The sequence below is a fragment of the Pseudoalteromonas sp. APC 3358 genome (assembly GCF_030408075.1).
In the GTDB taxonomy this organism is placed as follows: domain Bacteria; phylum Pseudomonadota; class Gammaproteobacteria; order Enterobacterales; family Alteromonadaceae; genus Pseudoalteromonas; species Pseudoalteromonas arctica.
The window spans coordinates 1-18,164 of sequence record NZ_JASDCE010000024.1; the positions used below are offsets into that span (position 1 = coordinate 1).

Here is an 18,164-nt window from a genome sequence, read left to right on the forward strand (position 1 = left end):
CAACACCAAACTCCCACTTTATATTCTGCATAAAATACAGTAATCGATTGAACCAAAATAGGAACTCAGCTATGGTTTGTCTATCAATAAAAATAAATAAAAAACGAGTTAATCTACAGGCTCGTTAGTGTAGTTTACAGCTCTCAATTGGGTGATTGGGATTCTACGCTTCAAGGCTTTTATGGTGCATTCGATGGTGATATTGACGTATTTGGAACAGAATTACCTGCTGAATTAAATAATTTAGGCGGTATAAACTGGAGTCTATCATACGACTGGTTCAGTGCGCGAGCTGCATACATTGTGGCCGACACTAGCATCTCTTCTGAGGATAGCGGCCTAATTGGTCTCGTAAGTGTATTGTCTGATAGTGGCTTAACTAATACTGCGAATGACCTAATCACTGAAGAAGATAAAACGAGCTTCGTTGGCGTTGGTTTTTCTGTTGATTATGAAAACTTTTTGTTTGATGCCGAATATACACAATTTGAGGTTGAAGACAGTATACTACCAAAACAGTCACAGTATTACGCATCAGTTGGTTACCGTATTGACAGTGTAATTGTTCATTTTACTTATGAAGACAATGATGACAAACATGACTCATCACGTTTTAATACCATTGAGTCAATACCAACCTTAAATTCAGCTGTAAATGGTGCTCTTGAAGGTCTTCGTGCACAAAGTAACGTATACACAATTGGTGCACGTTATGATTTTCATCCTTCCGCTGCTTTCAAGATCGACTTTAGTCGTTTTGAAGATGACATAACTGATACAGAGACGGATGTTGTAGCTGTTGGTGTAGATCTTGTCTTTTAATTGGAGCTTATGATGAAAAAATTAATTTTAGTAAGTGCACTTTCATTGTGCTCAATTAATGTATTTGCAGAAGTTGCTGTGATTATTAATCCAAGCAATGCTAGCTCTGTAGATGCTGACACAATAAAAAAGATTTATCTGGGAAAAAGTAAGTCATTTAGTAATGGCGATAAAGTTAATCCTATAAATCAAGACGGTACATCTGTAGCTGATGAATTTAACGATAAAGTAGTGGGTAAGTCTAGCAGTCAGTTAAATGCATATTGGTCAAAGCTTGTATTTACAGGTAAAGGTACCCCGCCTGAAAAACTAACAACTGACCAAGCTGTTATTGATTTTGTTGCAGCTAATGGAAATGCAATTGGCTATGTTGATAGTGCTAAAGTGACCGATAAAGTAAAAGTAATTGCGACCTTTTAGCAGTGAAATTGATATAAAAACCACCCAGAGGTTAATACTGATAGGTTGAGAAATATTTAACCAATCGATAAACCGGCCTTCTGGTTCGTTTATGAAGGCTTCTGAATTTATTCAGAGGCCTTTTTTTTGCAACCCACTACAACACTTTCTCTAGCCAATAGCTACGCACCCAATTCAGAAGACTTCTGTCAACTGAGTGTTACGACGTGTGCAATTAATATTATTAACTTAATTCAGACTATGTTTATTGAGAACTCAGGGAGTATCCCTAAATAAATAGAGCAATAGTAAGCTAAAGTAGAGCATCACATATTACTAATAAAGCGGGAGTGGACATATACTAGGTATGTCAAACCAGATATCCAAACAAAAAAGCCAGTCAGCGGTTAACTAACTGGCATCAACCCTAGGGTAGATTTTTATACTGACTCAGTACTAAGCTTTACTCGATTCTAAACTTAGCGGTTGCATCTAATAGGTTATCAGATAGGTAATGTAGGTTTTTGGCTACGTCGCGTACAGCAAGTAGTGAGTCCATAGTATCTTCGAACGATACATGCATATTTGACACATTATCTACTACCATAGCTGCAACGGATGTTTGTTCTTCAGTTGCTGCTGCTATTTGCGAATTCATACCATTAATTTCTAACATTTGCTCTGCGATTTTCTCTATTGAAATACCTGTTTTTTCTGCGGCTGTAGCATTATCTGTTGCCATATCACGTGCTGAAGTCATAGCAGCTACAGATTCATTTGCGGCAGTCGTTAATGATCCCAATAGTTCACGTATTTCATTAGTAGAATGTGCAGTGCGAGAAGCCAATTCACGAACCTCATCTGCCACTACAGCAAAGCCTCTTCCATGTTCACCTGCTCGTGCAGCTTCAATAGCAGCATTAAGAGCAAGTAAGTTTGTCTGATCTGCAATAGACGTAATTACATTCAAAATCTGCGATACATTTTTTGTATCGTCCGCAAGCTTATTAATAGTCCCTGCAGCTCGATTAATTTCATCACTGAGCGTACGAGAAGCGGTAACTGACATCTGTACTTGTGTACGACTTTGTTCAACTTCTTTCTCGGCCGTTTCAGCTGCGTGAGAAGCGTTAGCTGCAGATTCTGATATATCACCAACACTCTGCTTCATTTCTTCCATAGATTGCTTAACAATTTCAGCATCTGTGGTTTGCTTTGTTGTAGCACGCTCAGCTTGTTCCATACCTTGAACTAGTCGTGTTGAGTTTTCCATTAAAGGCTCACATACAGCAATAACTTCAAGAACTGTTTCTCTTAGTAAGGAAATAAATGCGTTAAAATTAATAGAGACTTGGCCAATTTCGTCTTCTGAGTTAACAGATAGCTGTGTGCTTAAAGAACCATTGCCGCTTGCTAATAAACTAAGGTTGTTAGCTGCATCACTCGCAGATGAACCTATATTCTTAGCAATCCAAATAGCCATAAACAATAATAAAATTAATGAAATAATGGATACAGCTAACATTAGAGTTAATGCTTCATCAGAGCGCGCTTTAGTGTTGGCAACCAGTTCAAAAAAACGATTATCCGCTTTTTGTTGAGCCCCTTTAAAACTTTCTAAGACAGATCCATATAAACTTGTTTTAAGCTGCGCTTGTTGCTGAATCTTACTAAAATCAGCAGTACCGTTAACCATACCTGTAGCAATACTTGAGGATATTTTTTCATAATCTGACAACTCATTAATAATATCGTTATTAATGTAGGAGTTATTAAGTTGCGTTATTAAGGTAATATTAGACTCTAAAGTTTGATATACCTCGTCTGCTTTAACTATAAGATCTTGCTCACCAAACGTAACCGCTTGGGTATAAAGTTCATCAAGTTTTTCTAAAAGCCCTACGTTTTGCGACGTTATTTTTACAACTTTATACGATGAGTTACTCATTTCATCGAGAGAAACCTTATTATCATTCATAGCTAAATAGTTTATCAATACGATCACTATGAAAGCCACTACCGCAATGCATGTTATTGCATGTATTTTTTTTGTTATGCTTAGGTTTTGAAAAGAGAAGCCTGAAGCCATACTGTGCTACCTTATTTTATTGTCTATATCTATTATCGGCTTGATATCTATAAGTGTGAGCTAAATTTGTAATATTTCTAGTTTTTTCTAACAAATAGAAGAAATATTTAACAATAAACACACATCGCTCATAAAACAATCACAATAAATTACAGATACAAAAAAACCAGTAACATCACTGCTACTGGTTTCTAAATTTGGTGCGGATGGGGGGACTTGAACCCCCATGCCCTAAAGCACCACCCCCTCAAGGTGGCGTGTCTACCAATTCCACCACATCCGCATTTTTTTAAGCTTTCGCTTAATTGTTAAACATGTGATTTATTTGAGGACTATAAATCGTTTAACGATAGCTTTACGCTAAATTAGTTTGGTACGTCAGAGCTTTGCTCTTTAGTAGATGTTACTGGAACATCTTCTTCAACAGGAACTACTGTTTCTACTGCTGGAGCTGCTTCTAGGTTTTCCCATTCGTCAGTCTTTTTAATTTGACCAGCAGTTAGGTTTCCTAACACAATGCTTAATACAAAAAATACCGTTGCTAAGCTTGTGGTTGTTTTTGTCATAAAGTTACCTGCACCTGACGAACCAAAAACTGTGCCTGATGCACCAGCGCCAAATGAAGAACCCATATCTGCGCCTTTACCTTGTTGAATTAAAACCATTCCAACTAGAGCCAAAGCCACAACTAAATAAACTACTAATAAAATTTCGTACATCTTATACAGTCCCTTTTGCACTGTTACAGATTGCAGTAAAAGATTCTGCTTTTAGACTTGCGCCGCCAATTAAGCCGCCATCTATATCTGTTTGTGCAAATAATAATTCGCTATTTTTTTCATTAACGCTACCACCATATAAGATGGTAAGCCCTTGTGCTAAATTGCTATCAAGTGATGCAATTTTGTCACGGATAAATTTATGAACAGTTTGTGCCTGCTCTGGCGATGCAGTCTTACCTGTGCCTATGGCCCAAACGGGCTCGTATGCTATCACAGAATCTTTCAGTGCTGCTACACCTAATTTCTCTATTACTGCATCAATTTGTGCAGCAACTACTTGTTCGGTTTGGCCGTTTTCTTGCTCACTTTCGCTCTCGCCTACACATAATATTGGTGTTAACCCAACTTGCTGTGCTCTAGCAAACTTTTCAGCGACTGTTGCATTACTTTCGTTATAAATACTGCGGCGTTCAGAATGACCAACGAGTACATAAGTTGCACCTAAATCTTTTATAAGCTGCGCATCAACTTCACCAGTAAATGCGCCAGGTGTATTTTCAGAAACAGTTTGAGCTCCTGTAGAAACACCGCTAGCTACCATTGCTGGTACAAGTGGGAATGGAGGAAATAAAACAATGTCCATCTCTTGTGATTTTACATCGTTAATAGCGTCAGACATTTGTTTAACTAACTCTAAAGAGCCATTCATTTTCCAGTTGCCTGCGACCATCGCCTTGCGTATTGCCATTATCCACTCCACATTAGAAAGCGGGCGAGATATTAACTTTTCTCGCCCAAAGTTACAAGAGATTATTGTTATTAATCAGTTTGTTTGCTCATAGATTCTACAACAGCTGCAATTTTTTGAGCGCTGTCTATTACAATCTTTTCTTGCTCGGCTTCAACCATAACACGAACCACAGGTTCAGTGCCTGATTTGCGCAGTAAAACACGGCCTTTATCGCCTAAAGCAAGCTCTACTTCTGCTACAGCTGAAAGCACTTCTGGTGCTTTTGTCGGGTCAGTTCCAGCTGTATAACGCACGTTAATCATCTTCATTGGATACTTGGTAAAACCAGCGCCTAAGTCTTGCAATGTACGATTTTGTGCAACCATAGCAGCAAGTACTTGTAAGCTTGAAATAATACCATCACCCGTGCTAATTAAGTCTAGATTCAGTACATGGCCTGAGCTTTCACCGCCAATTTTCCAGCCTTTTTGCTGTAGTAATTCCATAACATAGCGATCACCCACTTTACTGCGAGCAAACTCGATACCTTTTGCTTTTAAAGCGTTTTCAAGGCCCATGTTAGACATAACAGTACCAACTACACCACCACCCAAATTATCATCTTGGGCTGCTTGGCAAGCAATAATATAAACCAGATCATCACCATCAAAAACACGGCCATTATGATCAACCATCATCACGCGGTCACCATCACCATCGTATGCAATACCTACGTCGGCTTTAAGTTCAAGCACTTTACGTTTAAGGGTATCTACGTGAGTAGCGCCACATTCATGGTTGATATTAACGCCGTTAGGCTCACACGCATGTGTTATTACTTCTGCGCCAAGTTCACGCATAACAGAAGGTGCAATATGATAAGTTGCGCCATTTGCGCAATCGACAACAATTTTAAGACCTTCTAAAGACAGGCCTTGCGGGAACTGGCTCTTACAAAACTCTATATAGCGGCCATCCGCACTGACTAAACGCGATGCTTTGCCTAATTTATCTGAAGCAACACATGTCATTTGCTCATCAAGCATCGCTTCAATTTCAAGTTCTACTGCATCATCAAGCTTTAAGCCTTGACCATTGAAAAACTTAATACCGTTATCGTAATACGGATTATGTGAGGCACTAATTACAATACCTGCCTCAGCACGAAATGTTTGCGCTAAATAAGCAACGGCCGGTGTAGGCATAGGACCCAATAATACAACATCAATACCAGCAGCAATTAAACCAGCCTCAAGTGCGGTTTCAAGCATATAGCCCGAAATACGCGTATCTTTACCAATAATTACTTTTTTAGTACCACTTTGCGATAATACACGCCCAGCAGCCCAGCCTAGCTTCATTGCAAATTCAGGGTTTATTGGAGCAGCGCCTACAAGTCCACGCACGCCATCGGTGCCAAAATATTTTCTTTCTTTCATTGTGAAATTCCTTGTTCGCAGGCTTGATATACACCAAGTACATCTGCGGTTTCTTTTACGTCATGTACACGAATAATTTTTGCGCCATTTTGCGCTGCGATTAACGCACCCGCTAAGCTGCCCGCTAACCGTTCATTTGTATTTCTGTTTAATAAATTACCTATCATCGATTTACGAGATAATCCGGCCAATAATGGCAAACCTAATTTATTAAAATCGTCAAACTTAGCCAATATTTGATAGTTATGACTAAGCGTTTTTCCAAATCCAAAACCTGGGTCTAGAATAAGTCGTTCAAACTTAATCCCAGCTGTTTCACATGCTTTAATACGTTCACTAAAAAACATACTTATATCTGCAAACAAATTATCGTAATGAGGTGACGATTGCATGCTCCGGGGCTGCCCTTGCATATGCATTAAACAAATTGCTACATCTTCATACTGCGCAACCGTTTCTAAGGCGTCTATTTCTTGTAAAGCTCTAACATCATTGACTATATCTGCCCCTGCAAGTATTGCTTGCTCCATTACCTGTGCTTTACTGGTATCAATTGAAATAACGCAATCGCTGTGCTGACGTATCGCTTTAATAGCGGGGATTACTCGAGCAAGTTCATCTTCTAAGCTAACATCTGGCGCGCCTGGGCGAGTAGATTCTCCCCCTATATCTAAAATTGTCGCACCGTCATCTAATAATTGCATTGCGCGTTTTAGCGCTATTTTAGGATCTAAAAACTGCCCACCATCAGAAAATGAATCCGGCGTTACATTTAATATTCCCATAATAACGGGCTTTTCAAGATTAAGCGTACGCCCTCTCGGAAGCTTTAATATGTTAGTCATTGCCAACCTTTATTCTTTTTCTAAATAGCTGATACAAAAAAGCCCCGAAGTTCGGGGCTTTCATTGCTATTTTAACGATTATTCAGCTTTGTCATCAAGGTTTGTTTCATCTTTTTTTGATGAATCATCAGTCTTTTGATTTTCATCAGCAACTGGTTCTTGAGGTTCTTCCGCTTTTACCGGTTTAGCTTCATGACGGTCATGTGCATCACGCGGTTCACGTACTGGTTGGCGTGCCATTAAATCATCAATTTGTTTAGCATCAATAGTTTCGTATTTCATTAACGCATCTTTCATTGAGTGAAGAATATCAATGTTTTCTTTTAATATTTCTTCTGCTCTTTGATAGTTACGATCTGAAAGTAATCGAACCTCTGCATCAATTACTTTTGCCGTGTCGTCCGACATGCTAGATGAACGACTACCGCCACCACCCATATACATTTCGTTCTGATCTTCAGCGTAAAGTAACGGGCCTAGTTTTTCACTTAAACCCCAATGTGTAACCATTTTACGCGCTATATCTGTAGCTCGTTCAATGTCATTACTTGCACCCGTTGTTACTTTATCTGCACCGTAAATAAGCGCTTCAGCAATACGGCCACCATAAAGGCTAGAAATCATTGATTCTAAAAGCTCTTTTGAATGACTAACACGATCCTGCTCAGGTAAATACATTGTTACACCCAGCGCACGGCCACGTGGAATAATAGATACTTTATAAACTGGATCATGTTCTGGCACCATACGACCAACAATTGCATGGCCAGCTTCATGGTACGCTGTCATTGCTTTTTCTTGCTCGCTCATCACCATGGTCTTGCGCTCTGCGCCCATCATGATTTTATCTTTAGCAGCATCAAATTCAGCCATACTTACAACACGTTTATTACCACGTGCTGCATAAAGTGCAGCTTCGTTTACTAAGTTTGCTAAATCCGCGCCAGAGAAACCTGGAGTACCACGTGCTATAAGAGCAGCTTCTACGTTATCGCCTAATGGCACTTTACGCATGTGTACTTTAAGTATTTGCTCACGACCACGAATATCAGGTAAACCTACTTCAACTTGACGGTCAAAACGACCTGGACGAAGTAATGCAGGGTCTAATACATCTGGTCGGTTAGTTGCTGCGATAACGATAATACCTTCATTACCACCAAAACCATCCATTTCTACTAGCATTTGGTTAAGCGTTTGCTCACGTTCGTCGTTACCGCCGCCCATACCGGCACCACGTTTACGACCAACAGCGTCAATCTCATCTATGAAGATAATACAAGGCGCCGCTTTTTTAGCTTGCTCAAACATGTCACGTACACGTGACGCACCAACACCCACAAACATTTCAACAAAATCTGAACCAGAAATTGTAAAAAATGGTACTTTAGCTTCACCAGCAACAGCCTTCGCAAGTAACGTTTTACCGGTACCTGGAGGACCAACCATTAGTACACCTTTAGGAATACTACCGCCAAGTTTTTGAAACTTAGAAGGATCTCGTAAAAAGTCTACCAGCTCAGTAACATCTTCTTTTGCTTCATCACAACCTGCAACATCAGCAAACGTTGTTTTAATTTGATCTTCACTCATTAAGCGAGCTTTACTCTTACCAAATGACATAGCGCCTTTACCGCCGCCGCCTTGCATTTGACGCATGAAGAATATCCATACACCTATAAGCAGTATCATCGGGAACCAAGAAATAAATATACTTGCTAAGAATGATTGTTCTTCAGGTTGTACACCCTTCACATTTACATCATTTTTAAGTAAATCATTTATTAAGTCTTCATCGTACATTGGCATCGTTGTTTGAAAACGCTCACCACTGCTCTTAGTACCAGTAATATTTCCTGTACCGCGGTCGATAATAACTTCTTGTAAAGAGCCACTGCGGACATCTTTTACAAATTGAGTGTAACTTGTTTGACGATCAACTTGCTCGCCGCCATTAAAGCTCTGAAAGACTGACATCAGCACAACTGCAATCACCAGCCATAGTATTAAATTTTTCGCCATATCGCTCAAGGGGTTAACCTCTTGTATCCAATTAATTTAAATTCAACTAAACGCCAAGCAACTGTACTACAGTTTGTATCCAGTCGCTACTATATATACTTCCCGAGAACGGGCACGTGAGGCATCAGGTTTGCGTATTTTCACTGCTTTAAAACTATTACGTACATCTTGCAAGTATTGATCAAAGCCTTCTCCTTGGAAAACTTTAACAATAAATGCGCCATTTTTCTTTAGTACTTGACTACACATATCCAGCGCAAGTTCTACCAAATACATACTACCCGCTTGATCTACTGAGTTATTGCCACTCATATTTGGTGCCATGTCAGAGAGTACCACATCAACATTTTTACCATCAATACGTTTTAACAACGCATTTAATACAGCCTCCTCACGAAAGTCACCTTGTAAGAAGTCAACACCCGCAAGTGAATCCATCGGCAATATATCACACGCGATCACTTGGCCTTTGTCACCTACTTTTTCAGCCAAATATTGAGACCAACTTCCTGGAGCCGCCCCTAAATCAACAACTGTCATACCTGGACGAAGTATTTTATCTCTATTTTGTACTTCATCTAATTTAAAAACCGCTCGGGAACGCCAGCCTTTTTTTTGCGCTTCTTGAACATATTTATCATCAAAATGTTCTTTCAGCCATCGCTGTGAACTGGCTGACTGTTTTTTATTTGTCATAAATTAACACGCAACTAATTAGTAATATTCTCTAGATGGCGTTAGAATACCCTTAATTCAAGCCATATTCAGCAAAATTTGTATAAACATGACATTATCAAACAAACAAAAGCAGTTTTTAAAAGGTCAGGCACATAGCCTTAAGCCTGTAGTTTTACTAGGTTCTAACGGTTTAACCGAGGGCGTAGTAGTCGAAATTCAAAGTGCATTAGAAATTCACGAATTAATCAAAGTTAAAGTTCCAACTGACGATCGTGAAACAAAAGCATTAATTTTTGAAGCAATCGTACGTGAAACTGGTGCGACTAAGCTACAAACGATAGGTCACACTATTGTGCTTTATCGTCAAAGCGTTGAGAAAAAAATACATTTACCTCGTAACTAATTATTCCTGTTAAAGGATTTAGTGCGTTTAAATTGAAAAACCAGCTTAATGCTGGTTTTTTATTATTTAACGTTTTAAATCAAAAACTCATTTTATGATGGGTTACATCATATTCACTACCATTACTACTGGGCTTCTTATTCAATATAAAGTACTGAGTAAATTGTGTTTCACTCATTGCTGGCACTTTTTCATTCGAAAGTAGCTCGGCTAGTTGCGGTGTTGTATTACTGTGCCCAATAACAACAACTACACCTTTTAGTTTTAGTAACTCATTTTTTAAATCACTTAGCTCACCTGCGTTATACACATTTACGTCGGTATTAAAATATGCCTGCAAAGGGGCCGCTGTTTGTAACGTGCGTTTATAGTTGCTGCTGAAAATATGTATATTTTGATGTTCTTTAAACAAAGTAACTAAATTATTGGCGCGTGCTTTCCCCTCCTCTGAGAGCGCTGGGTTTTTACCCGTTAACTTTTCGCTATGACGAAACAAATATATCTCATCAGGTGCAGCAAATGCCAAACTACAATTAAATGACATGACTAAAAAAGTGATTGCTAATATTATTTTATTATTCATGTTTTTTTACCTCGTTTGTATTCTAGTAGCCTGTCGATAAATTCAGTCGTTAGTTCATTGATTACGCCGGTTTCAGCATTAACTATTAAGCTAAAACCAATATTTAAGTGAGGAAATACAACCACATCACTTCTATAACCTTGCACCCAGCCACTATGATAGTAAAGTGTTTCATCAGCATAGTTATAAACGCGCCAACCTAATCCGTAATAAGCTTCATTAAGGTGTTTTTTCCACACCCTGCGATGCATTTCTTTTTTTGTATGTGTATAAGGGCGTGTTTGTTTTGCTAGAGTATCCAATGACAAAATATCAGGATATTGGCCCAGCTGCGCTCTTAACCAAATAGCCATATCACTTGCGCTAGCGTTCACACCCGCTGCAGGTCCCACTTTATAATAATTTTTTTTAAGCTTAGCGCTATACCAGCGTTTTTTACCCCGCACATGAGGTAGAGCATAATTATTGTCATGCACCATTTGTTCAAAACCTAAGCTCGCATCACTCATTTTTAATGGCTCAAAAATAGCTTCTCGTAACCACTGTCCGTAACTTTTATCGGTGCTTTGTAATATCACATCGCCTATAAGACTAAACATAACGTTTTGATAGCCATAACATTCGCCGGGTTTGCAAATTGGTTTGACGCTAAGCAGCTTTTCAACAATACCTGGGTAATCCATACGAGATTCAATTAAATTGTCGTATGCATTAGGAACTAATCCACTTGAATGGCTCAAAAGATGAAACACCTTTAAATCATCTTGATAAACAGTCCCTTTAAAATCAGTTATGTATTCGCTAACAGGCTTATCTAATTCCAGTAGGCCGTTAGCAGCCAATTTAGCTGATAACGAGCCTGCAAATGTCTTCGAAACAGACGCGAGTCTAAACCGAGTATGCTTATTAACTTTTTGTCCATTTCGTGATTTAGTTACGCCCATGGTGTGGATGTAGTCTGAGTTGTTTATATTTACAATCGAAAGCGCTGCACCGGGTATACCTTTACTTTTTAATTTTTTTTGTGCGTAACGGCCGTACTTTTTTACAAATGCATCCCAATCAGGATCCGCTTTTGCTGCAAAACCCACAGAACTAAACAGCAAACACAAAGCAGATAGGCAATACGATAAAGAGTTGAGATACTTCATTTTTTATAAAATTTATCTTTTTAACTACATCTGCGCAGATAATATCATGAAGTTTTGTTTGTACTAACGTACAATACGACGATTATTTGGTTTTAAGCGAGTGTTTAGTACTTATGCGTTTTTTAGTTGTGTCACTTTTTATTTTATTATCAACTGGTTGTGCTATTACAAAGCAACCGGCCGAACCACTGGCTATGCCATTAAAGCCAACATTAAAAAGTCAGACCTATCAACTTGAGTACACTAAAGAGCACTCATCTCCAAAAGTTAAATCGGTTCAACTTCCTGCGCATAAAGTAGTTAGAAACCAAACAGTAAAAATCATTACCGATAAGGCAAGCGTAACCGATAAACTTCTATCGCAAATTAGCCAAGCACTGAACGATAAACAACTAAAAGTAACAACTAAAAACAACAGTGACTACACACTGACTATTCAGCAACTCGATTTAACTTTCACAGACGATACTAAGTACGCAATAAAGCAACCAGAGAAGCCATTTACTTTATATTCAAATGTTGCCCAGCAATACCCAACACAGCAGTGCGCTGCAATATTTGCACAAGTTAGTATGCGTCTCACGCACAAGTCATCGGGTGATGTTGTTTGGTTTGCTAAATCTTCAATCGACAGCGCAAGTTTTCATCGTGAACCACTAATTTACAATTTCACTGAAGAGCAAAAAATCACAAATGAGCTTGAGGTTGTCGCTTTTATTCATCAGCAAAACACTGACGAGGCCCGTATTGAAAGACTTGGCAAAGATATTCAAATCCCTCAGTACAAAACGTTGTCAAAACTATCTAGCCTTACCAAACTTAGCGGTCCATGTAACAGAACTGAAGTAAGTGCATTAACACCTATGATGCAGTTTTACTTGAGTAGTATATTAATCGATAAAATTAAAGTTCAGTAAATTAGGGTCTGATGATCTTTACGGATTAAAATTTGTTCAAACTAGGGGCTATTTAATCGCGGCGCGAGGTTTGTAACCTAGTGGGCTAAGTAAAAACCGAGTAACAAAGAGTAAATAGCCCCTAGGAAGAACCCTTTGGGCAGCGCCTGTTTGGCATTAATGCTACGTTATCGCCCATTTGTGGGGAATAGCCACACTGCATAGGCTCTGCCTTGCCTAAATACCAAACAGACTGCTTAAAATTTAACCTTGAAAGATCAACAGACCTAACACTTACTACATTTTTTTACAGATTAAAGGAACGAATTAACAATATACTACGCTTAATAACAAATAATAATTAGGCCCTAAGGGATGAGAAACGCTTTGCTTAACCATACTTTACTGAGCATAACACTGCTTTTTTGCTGCATTTTTAGCACGTCGAGTATGGCAAGTAACCGCTATTATGCAGATAATACGTTAGAGCCAACCCAAGGCTTTGCGTGGGATTGGAGTGCTGGTGCGGGCTTTTATATTGAAGATTCTTACCTTGTCGGCATTGAGTCTTACGATAAAGGCGTTGAGCTCGACTTAAGTCTTGCTGTTTCCTACGATAAATTTTACCTTGATTTCGATCACAATCAACTCAGTGGCGGCCTTGTAATAGGCTACAGTCTTATAGATAAATTTGATTGGGGCCTAGATATATTAGGCACAAATACTCAAGCTGGATTTGACGAAAAAGGCCTCGGATTTTATAACCATGGTGTTATAAAAGAACTCCAAGGTATAAAAAAACGTAATTACGACTTTGACGTCGGCCTTCGACTTTCTCGTCGATTTGAAAATTCTCAATTCTCTTTTGAATACCTTCATGATGTATCTGGCGCGCACAATGGCTGGGTTATAAACAGCTTTTTTAGTCACATTTTGCCATGGCGAAACTGGGAGTTTAGATCTGGTGTTGGTTTAAGCGCCTACTCTGCTGACTTTACCAATTATTACTTTGGTATTGATAGCGATGAAGCCACCAGCCTTCGCCCGGTTTATAGCAGCAATGCCAGTACTAGTATTATTTTTGAGTTCCATGCTGAGTACCCAATAAGCCAAGATTGGGTGTTTTTATCCGGCTGGCTTACCACATGGTTTTCAAAAGAGATTGACGACAGTCCAATTATTTCCCAAGGATATCAACACAAAGCCAAGGTAGGCCTACGTTATGTATTTTAGATGGATCTGTGTATTACTGATCTTCCCCAGTACTTTTACTGTTAAAGCTCAGGAACCTCCTGAAGCACTTATAGCAGTTCCCGATACCTGCGTTGCATTGCGCGAAGGGCGAAATTGCTATGCTGACGTAACGCTAACGTGGGAGCAACCTATCATTGGTAATTACTGCCTACGTGACGCCACCTCAAAGTACATAATGCAATGTTGGCTCAAGCAACAGAGCGGTACCTTTAATTATGCATTTGATTCACAGCAAAGTATTTCATTTGAACTATTTGACAGCAATACCTCTAAAATAATTAGTATTGCCGAAGTAAAGCTTCAATGGGTATATCAAAACAGGCAAAAAAAGCGCCGCTGGCGACTATTTTAATACCAATCGCATTAAGGATATTTTCATGGATAACTATGGCACTATTTTACTCGTTGAAGACGATGTATCACTTGCTCAATGGGTTGCTGAATATTTAACAGAGCAAGGCTACACAACGCATGTTTGTCACAGAGGTGACGAAGTAATTAGCCAAGTCAAAACGTTAAATCCAAATATCGTGCTCCTTGATATTATGCTTCCAGGGCAAGATGGTATAAGCGTGTGTAGAGAACTTCGTAGTTTTTATAATTCGCCCATTATAATGCTCACCGCACGCGATGAAGAAATGGATGAGGTCATTGGTCTAGAAGTAGGTGCAAGCGACTACATAATGAAACCTGTGCGCCCTCGTGCATTGCTAGCGCGTATAAAAGCAGCCCTTCGCCAAAATAATGAGCCAAATACTCCACACGTTAACGAGAGTGTTATTAATGTTGGTGCGCTTAGTATTGATACCGAATCTAGAAATGTAAAACTCAACGAGCAAGACGTAAACATATCAAGTGCTGAGTATTTACTGCTTCATTACCTTGCGAGCAATGCAGGCCAAGTGGTCTCGCGTGACGCTGTATTTAAAGCAACCAAAGGCAGAGAATACGATGGGCTTGATAGAAGTGTTGATGTACTTATTTCTGCACTTCGTAAAAAGTTTAATGATGATCCACAAAACCCTGAAAAAATTAAAACTATTTGGGGCCGTGGATATTTACTTGTTTCTACTGCGTGGTAATAAAGTGATGAATAAATAAATGAAAAAGTTTTATATATCGCTTTTAGGCAGTGCACTTTTATCTATTGTGGTATTGGGCTGGCTTATTGATGCTTTTAGTCAACAAGCGCATACCCCACAGGATGAATTTAGTCAGCAAAGTAAAATGATCATGGGTTTTAGCAAGCAGTTAGCTAACATACCCACATCTGAGCGCAGCGATTATGTAAAACAACTGGCGCTAGAGTTTGATGTTTTAATTGATTACAAACCTAATGAATCACTTGCTTTACCGCCTTCTTTATTATTACAAATGCACACGCCGGGTGGGCTGATTTTAGAAGATCAGCAAGGCTTTTATATGCTTTATAGCAGCGCTGTTTTAAATCCTTTTCACTTATCAATGCGTTTAGATAAAATTTTTGATAGCGAGCAACATAACGACATTATATTAACCTTGCTCTTTTACGCAGGCTTATGTGTATTTATGGGGTTTATTATTGCGCCCTTAGCTAAACGATTAACCGTGTTAAATGAAGCCGCTAAAAAGTTTGCCTCAGGTAATGTTCAAGCCCGAATAAAAGTATCGCATTTTACTTACATAAAAGACGTAGAGCTTACCTTTAACCGCATGGCCAGCCAAATAGAGAAGCTTGTCGCCGAAAACAAGCTAATGGCCTCAAGTTTATCTCATGATATACGCACCCCTATCGCGTGCCTGCGATTTGGTTTAGATGCGGCATTAGATAGCCATGATGAGCAAAAAGTAAAACAGTATTTAACCCGTATGGAAAATGACTTAGACCATATGGAATCGATGCTTAGTAGCTATTTAGCTTTTGCTACTTTAGAGCAAAATGCTAATAAGCTGACCTATTCATCAACAAACATTAAGTCCTACCTTGAAGATATTTTAGTTCAACTTGCACCAAAACTTGAAATGCAAATGCTTAACGTACAGCTCAATAGTACAGATAAAATAATAAATGCAGATCTTCACTGGCTTGCTCGCGCAATTACTAACTTATTAACTAACGCATGTGATTTTGCAAGCCAACATATTTACCTGAGCGCAAAGTTACACGAGCAACAGCTTATAATAACGGTAGAAGATGACGGCCCGGGTATCGCTCGAGAAAATTTTAGTAATGTATTTAGCCCATTTTTTAGGGAAGAAGATCACCGTAACAGAGCTGATAAAAGTTACGGCCTTGGTCTAGCTATTGTTGAAAAAGTAGCCGACTGGCATCATGGCAGTGTTAAAGTAAGTAAAAGTACCCAGCTAGGTGGTGCGTGTTTTACTCTCACTATTGCACAACATCATAATTCGTAAAGCAATAGTTACAGACTGTAATTAACAATTATTAAACAAAATCAACTCGTTATTCTAAACGACTCGATAACAACAATTAAAATCGATGGTTATAACACACACTTTACTTATTAAATTGTGCTAGATCAGCAAATAAGCACTTTTTATTTTTTAACATTTCCAGTAGATTGTCACCGCCGTCACACAATAGAGAAGTACAATAATATGAGCGCAGTTAGAGGCGAGTTCAGCTCTCGCTTTGGTTTTATTATGGCCGCCGCGGGTTCTGCCGTTGGTTTGGGCAATATTTGGGGATTCCCTACACAAACAGCAAGTAATGGCGGTGCTGCATTTTTAGTCGCATATTTAGTGCTTGCGTTCTTTTTAGCCTACCCCGCTTTAATGGCTGAACTGATGATTGGTCGTCATGGCCAAGCAAACGCGGTTTCATCACTTCAAAAAATATCTAATAAGCCATGGCAAAAACACTTTGCCTTTATTGTTGGTTTTGGCGGTATTTTATGTGCTGGCTTTATATTAAGTTTTTACGCCATTGTTGCTGGTTGGATGCTCAGCGCTACAGCTGAACCCATAGCTACTCTTGTCGGTGCCGACACAGCATCGACATGGCTAAGTGAGCAATCACTTACCCGAAACATTATATTCACTCTTGTCTTTATCGTACTAACTGTCGCTATTATCAGTAGAGGCGTTGAGAACGGTATTGAAAAATGGTCAAAACGTTTAATGCCCGCTCTTTTGGGGATTTTATTTGCACTTATTGCTTATGTAATGACCCAAGATGGCGCAATGGAAGGTTTAAAGGCTTACTTAGTTCCTGATTTTTCGTCTATTTTTGACGCAAAACTATTAGTTAGCGCACTAGGACAAGCTTTTTTCTCTTTATCGCTAGGTACTAGCGTAATGATTATTTACGGCTCGTACATTAGCAAAAAAGAAAATCTTGTTTCTTTAGGTGCCTATGTAACCCTTATTGATGTATTTATAGCCTTTGTAGCGGGTTTACTGATTATTCCGGCTATGTATGTAGCGCAAGCTCAAGGCGTTGAAATATTCTCGGCCTCAACAGGTAAATTACTCTCTGAAGATACGTTAGTATTTCAGGTACTCCCTGCTTTATTTGATGGAATGGGCGAAGTTGGCTTATTTGTGGGCTTTTCATTTTTTGCGTTAATGAGTATTGCCGCTTTAACGTCATCTATTTCAATGTTAGAGGCGCCAGTATCATACACTGTAGAACGCTTTGGGATGAAACGCGTTCAGGCAACCTGGTTGATTGGAGCTTTAATTGCTATCGTTAGCATTATAATTGTGTGTAACCTTAGCAGCTTATTTGGCTTAGTGATTACTTTAACTACAAAAGTAGCTCAACCTTTGCTTGGCCTGATGTGTTGTATATTTGTAGGCTGGATTTGGTACAGAGGCTCATTACTTAAAGCAATTAAAGAAGGTAATCCTGAGGTCCATAACACATTGTTTTGGAAAATATGGCCTTGGTATACCAAGTTTGTATGTCCACTTGCTATTGGTATGGTGTTTTTACACTCACTCTTGAGCTAAATAATACCTTAACCTTAAAATAGTCTTAAATTAAAATAGCCCACATTAGTTAATGCAGATCGTTTAAGCTAATTGAACGATCTTTCAAAGGGCTCATAATAGGCTACAACAGAAGTTGTGGCCTATTTTTATGTCTGAATTTATTAAAGAATTACACCTTACGACTGAGTTTTGCCA

General features: G+C 38.9%; 17 protein-coding genes, 1 tRNA gene and 1 pseudogene. 9 read left to right on the plus strand and 10 right to left on the minus strand.

Translation table 11 applies throughout. The features are described from left to right. Positions 1–123 precede the first annotated feature (123 nt). Both QL995_RS21095 and QL995_RS21100 read left to right on the plus strand, forming a co-directional pair. Positions 124–822, plus strand: a pseudogene (locus tag QL995_RS21095) (porin); the annotation flags it as partial. A 12-nt stretch (positions 823–834) separates the two neighbouring features. Next, positions 835–1,242: a phosphate ABC transporter substrate-binding protein gene (locus QL995_RS21100; RefSeq protein ID WP_165721602.1), complete on the plus strand. Its 408-nt coding sequence runs from the start codon at positions 835–837 to the stop codon at positions 1,240–1,242. A 442-nt stretch (positions 1,243–1,684) separates the two neighbouring features. Here QL995_RS21100 and QL995_RS21105 read toward each other — a convergent pair whose 3' ends face one another. From QL995_RS21105 to rlmE, 8 genes are all read right to left on the minus strand, one after another. Then, positions 1,685–3,310: a methyl-accepting chemotaxis protein gene (locus QL995_RS21105; protein WP_024590962.1), complete on the minus strand. Its 1,626-nt coding sequence runs from the start codon at positions 3,308–3,310 to the stop codon at positions 1,685–1,687. 198 nt (positions 3,311–3,508) lie between these two features. Continuing rightward, a tRNA-Leu gene (locus tag QL995_RS21110) sits at positions 3,509–3,593 on the minus strand. Positions 3,594–3,675: 82 nt separating this feature from the next. Next, positions 3,676–4,029, minus strand: a complete 354-nt coding sequence (gene secG, locus QL995_RS21115; RefSeq protein WP_002962769.1) for a preprotein translocase subunit SecG — start codon at positions 4,027–4,029, stop codon at positions 3,676–3,678. Position 4,030: 1 nt separating this feature from the next. Continuing rightward, positions 4,031–4,780, minus strand: a complete 750-nt coding sequence (tpiA, locus tag QL995_RS21120) for a triose-phosphate isomerase (protein WP_007586641.1) — start codon at positions 4,778–4,780, stop codon at positions 4,031–4,033. Between the two features lie 71 nt (positions 4,781–4,851). Next, positions 4,852–6,201, minus strand: a complete 1,350-nt coding sequence (gene glmM / locus QL995_RS21125; protein WP_007586638.1) for a phosphoglucosamine mutase — start codon at positions 6,199–6,201, stop codon at positions 4,852–4,854. Continuing rightward, positions 6,198–7,046: a dihydropteroate synthase gene (gene folP / locus QL995_RS21130; protein WP_010553862.1), complete on the minus strand. Its 849-nt coding sequence runs from the start codon at positions 7,044–7,046 to the stop codon at positions 6,198–6,200. Before folP ends, glmM begins: the two co-directional genes overlap by 4 nt. Positions 7,047–7,124: 78 nt before the next feature. Then, positions 7,125–9,068, minus strand: a complete 1,944-nt coding sequence (ftsH, locus tag QL995_RS21135; protein ID WP_231609128.1) for an ATP-dependent zinc metalloprotease FtsH — start codon at positions 9,066–9,068, stop codon at positions 7,125–7,127. Between the two features lie 66 nt (positions 9,069–9,134). Next, positions 9,135–9,764, minus strand: coding sequence for a 23S rRNA (uridine(2552)-2'-O)-methyltransferase RlmE (gene rlmE / locus QL995_RS21140; RefSeq protein ID WP_007586629.1), 630 nt, complete (start codon positions 9,762–9,764; stop codon positions 9,135–9,137). Positions 9,765–9,852: 88 nt separating this feature from the next. On the opposite strand from rlmE, the gene yhbY reads away from it, so the two are divergent. Then, positions 9,853–10,149: a ribosome assembly RNA-binding protein YhbY gene (gene yhbY, locus QL995_RS21145; RefSeq protein ID WP_002963153.1), complete on the plus strand. Its 297-nt coding sequence runs from the start codon at positions 9,853–9,855 to the stop codon at positions 10,147–10,149. Positions 10,150–10,228: 79 nt separating this feature from the next. Here the strand turns inward: yhbY and QL995_RS21150 are convergent, their stop codons facing one another. Beyond that, a complete protein-coding gene (locus tag QL995_RS21150; RefSeq protein ID WP_290295024.1) occupies positions 10,229–10,732 on the minus strand; it encodes a histidine phosphatase family protein in 504 nt (167 codons plus the stop codon). Then, positions 10,729–11,883, minus strand: coding sequence for a serine hydrolase domain-containing protein (locus QL995_RS21155; protein WP_290295025.1), 1,155 nt, complete (start codon positions 11,881–11,883; stop codon positions 10,729–10,731). Before QL995_RS21155 ends, QL995_RS21150 begins: the two co-directional genes overlap by 4 nt. A 113-nt stretch (positions 11,884–11,996) precedes the next feature. Here QL995_RS21155 and QL995_RS21160 point away from each other — a divergent pair, with 113 nt between their 5' ends. From QL995_RS21160 to QL995_RS21185, 6 genes are all read left to right on the plus strand, one after another. Continuing rightward, the gene (locus QL995_RS21160) at positions 11,997–12,800 is read left to right on the plus strand and encodes a hypothetical protein (RefSeq protein WP_290295026.1); all 804 of its coding nucleotides are present in this window, start codon (positions 11,997–11,999) and stop codon (positions 12,798–12,800) included. A gap of 429 nt (positions 12,801–13,229) precedes the next feature. Continuing rightward, positions 13,230–14,012 (plus strand): MipA/OmpV family protein, encoded by a 783-nt coding sequence (locus tag QL995_RS21165; RefSeq protein ID WP_007586620.1) that lies wholly within the window; start codon positions 13,230–13,232, stop codon positions 14,010–14,012. Beyond that, complete coding sequence (locus QL995_RS21170) at positions 14,002–14,385, plus strand: DUF3019 domain-containing protein (RefSeq protein WP_007586617.1); 384 nt, start codon at positions 14,002–14,004, stop codon at positions 14,383–14,385. The genes QL995_RS21165 and QL995_RS21170 overlap by 11 nt, the downstream gene beginning before the upstream one ends. Before the next feature lie 25 nt (positions 14,386–14,410). After that, positions 14,411–15,115 carry a response regulator transcription factor gene (locus tag QL995_RS21175; RefSeq protein ID WP_010553868.1) on the plus strand — a complete coding sequence of 235 codons (705 nt, stop codon included), beginning with the start codon at positions 14,411–14,413 and terminating at the stop codon, positions 15,113–15,115. Between the two features lie 19 nt (positions 15,116–15,134). Continuing rightward, the gene (locus QL995_RS21180) at positions 15,135–16,427 is read left to right on the plus strand and encodes an ATP-binding protein (RefSeq protein WP_007586613.1); all 1,293 of its coding nucleotides are present in this window, start codon (positions 15,135–15,137) and stop codon (positions 16,425–16,427) included. Between the two features lie 204 nt (positions 16,428–16,631). After that, positions 16,632–17,987 (plus strand): sodium-dependent transporter, encoded by a 1,356-nt coding sequence (locus tag QL995_RS21185; protein ID WP_197100934.1) that lies wholly within the window; start codon positions 16,632–16,634, stop codon positions 17,985–17,987. Positions 17,988–18,164 lie beyond the last annotated feature (177 nt).

Bases quoted from the DNA above. Each gene is read 5' to 3' on its own strand.
- QL995_RS21100 (WP_165721602.1), top strand. From the start codon at position 835: ATGAAAAAATTAATTTTAGTAAGTGCACTTTCATTGTGCTCAATTAAT.
- QL995_RS21105 (WP_024590962.1), bottom strand. From the start codon at position 3,310: ATGGCTTCAGGCTTCTCTTTTCAAAACCTAAGCATAACAAAAAAAATA.
- secG (WP_002962769.1), bottom strand. From the start codon at position 4,029: ATGTACGAAATTTTATTAGTAGTTTATTTAGTTGTGGCTTTGGCTCTA.
- tpiA (WP_007586641.1), bottom strand. From the start codon at position 4,780: ATGGCAATACGCAAGGCGATGGTCGCAGGCAACTGGAAAATGAATGGC.
- glmM (WP_007586638.1), bottom strand. From the start codon at position 6,201: ATGAAAGAAAGAAAATATTTTGGCACCGATGGCGTGCGTGGACTTGTA.
- folP (WP_010553862.1), bottom strand. From the start codon at position 7,046: ATGACTAACATATTAAAGCTTCCGAGAGGGCGTACGCTTAATCTTGAA.
- ftsH (WP_231609128.1), bottom strand. From the start codon at position 9,068: ATGGCGAAAAATTTAATACTATGGCTGGTGATTGCAGTTGTGCTGATG.
- rlmE (WP_007586629.1), bottom strand. From the start codon at position 9,764: ATGACAAATAAAAAACAGTCAGCCAGTTCACAGCGATGGCTGAAAGAA.
- yhbY (WP_002963153.1), top strand. From the start codon at position 9,853: ATGACATTATCAAACAAACAAAAGCAGTTTTTAAAAGGTCAGGCACAT.
- QL995_RS21150 (WP_290295024.1), bottom strand. From the start codon at position 10,732: ATGAATAATAAAATAATATTAGCAATCACTTTTTTAGTCATGTCATTT.
- QL995_RS21155 (WP_290295025.1), bottom strand. From the start codon at position 11,883: ATGAAGTATCTCAACTCTTTATCGTATTGCCTATCTGCTTTGTGTTTG.
- QL995_RS21160 (WP_290295026.1), top strand. From the start codon at position 11,997: ATGCGTTTTTTAGTTGTGTCACTTTTTATTTTATTATCAACTGGTTGT.
- QL995_RS21165 (WP_007586620.1), top strand. From the start codon at position 13,230: ATGGCAAGTAACCGCTATTATGCAGATAATACGTTAGAGCCAACCCAA.
- QL995_RS21170 (WP_007586617.1), top strand. From the start codon at position 14,002: ATGTATTTTAGATGGATCTGTGTATTACTGATCTTCCCCAGTACTTTT.
- QL995_RS21175 (WP_010553868.1), top strand. From the start codon at position 14,411: ATGGATAACTATGGCACTATTTTACTCGTTGAAGACGATGTATCACTT.
- QL995_RS21180 (WP_007586613.1), top strand. From the start codon at position 15,135: ATGAAAAAGTTTTATATATCGCTTTTAGGCAGTGCACTTTTATCTATT.
- QL995_RS21185 (WP_197100934.1), top strand. From the start codon at position 16,632: ATGAGCGCAGTTAGAGGCGAGTTCAGCTCTCGCTTTGGTTTTATTATG.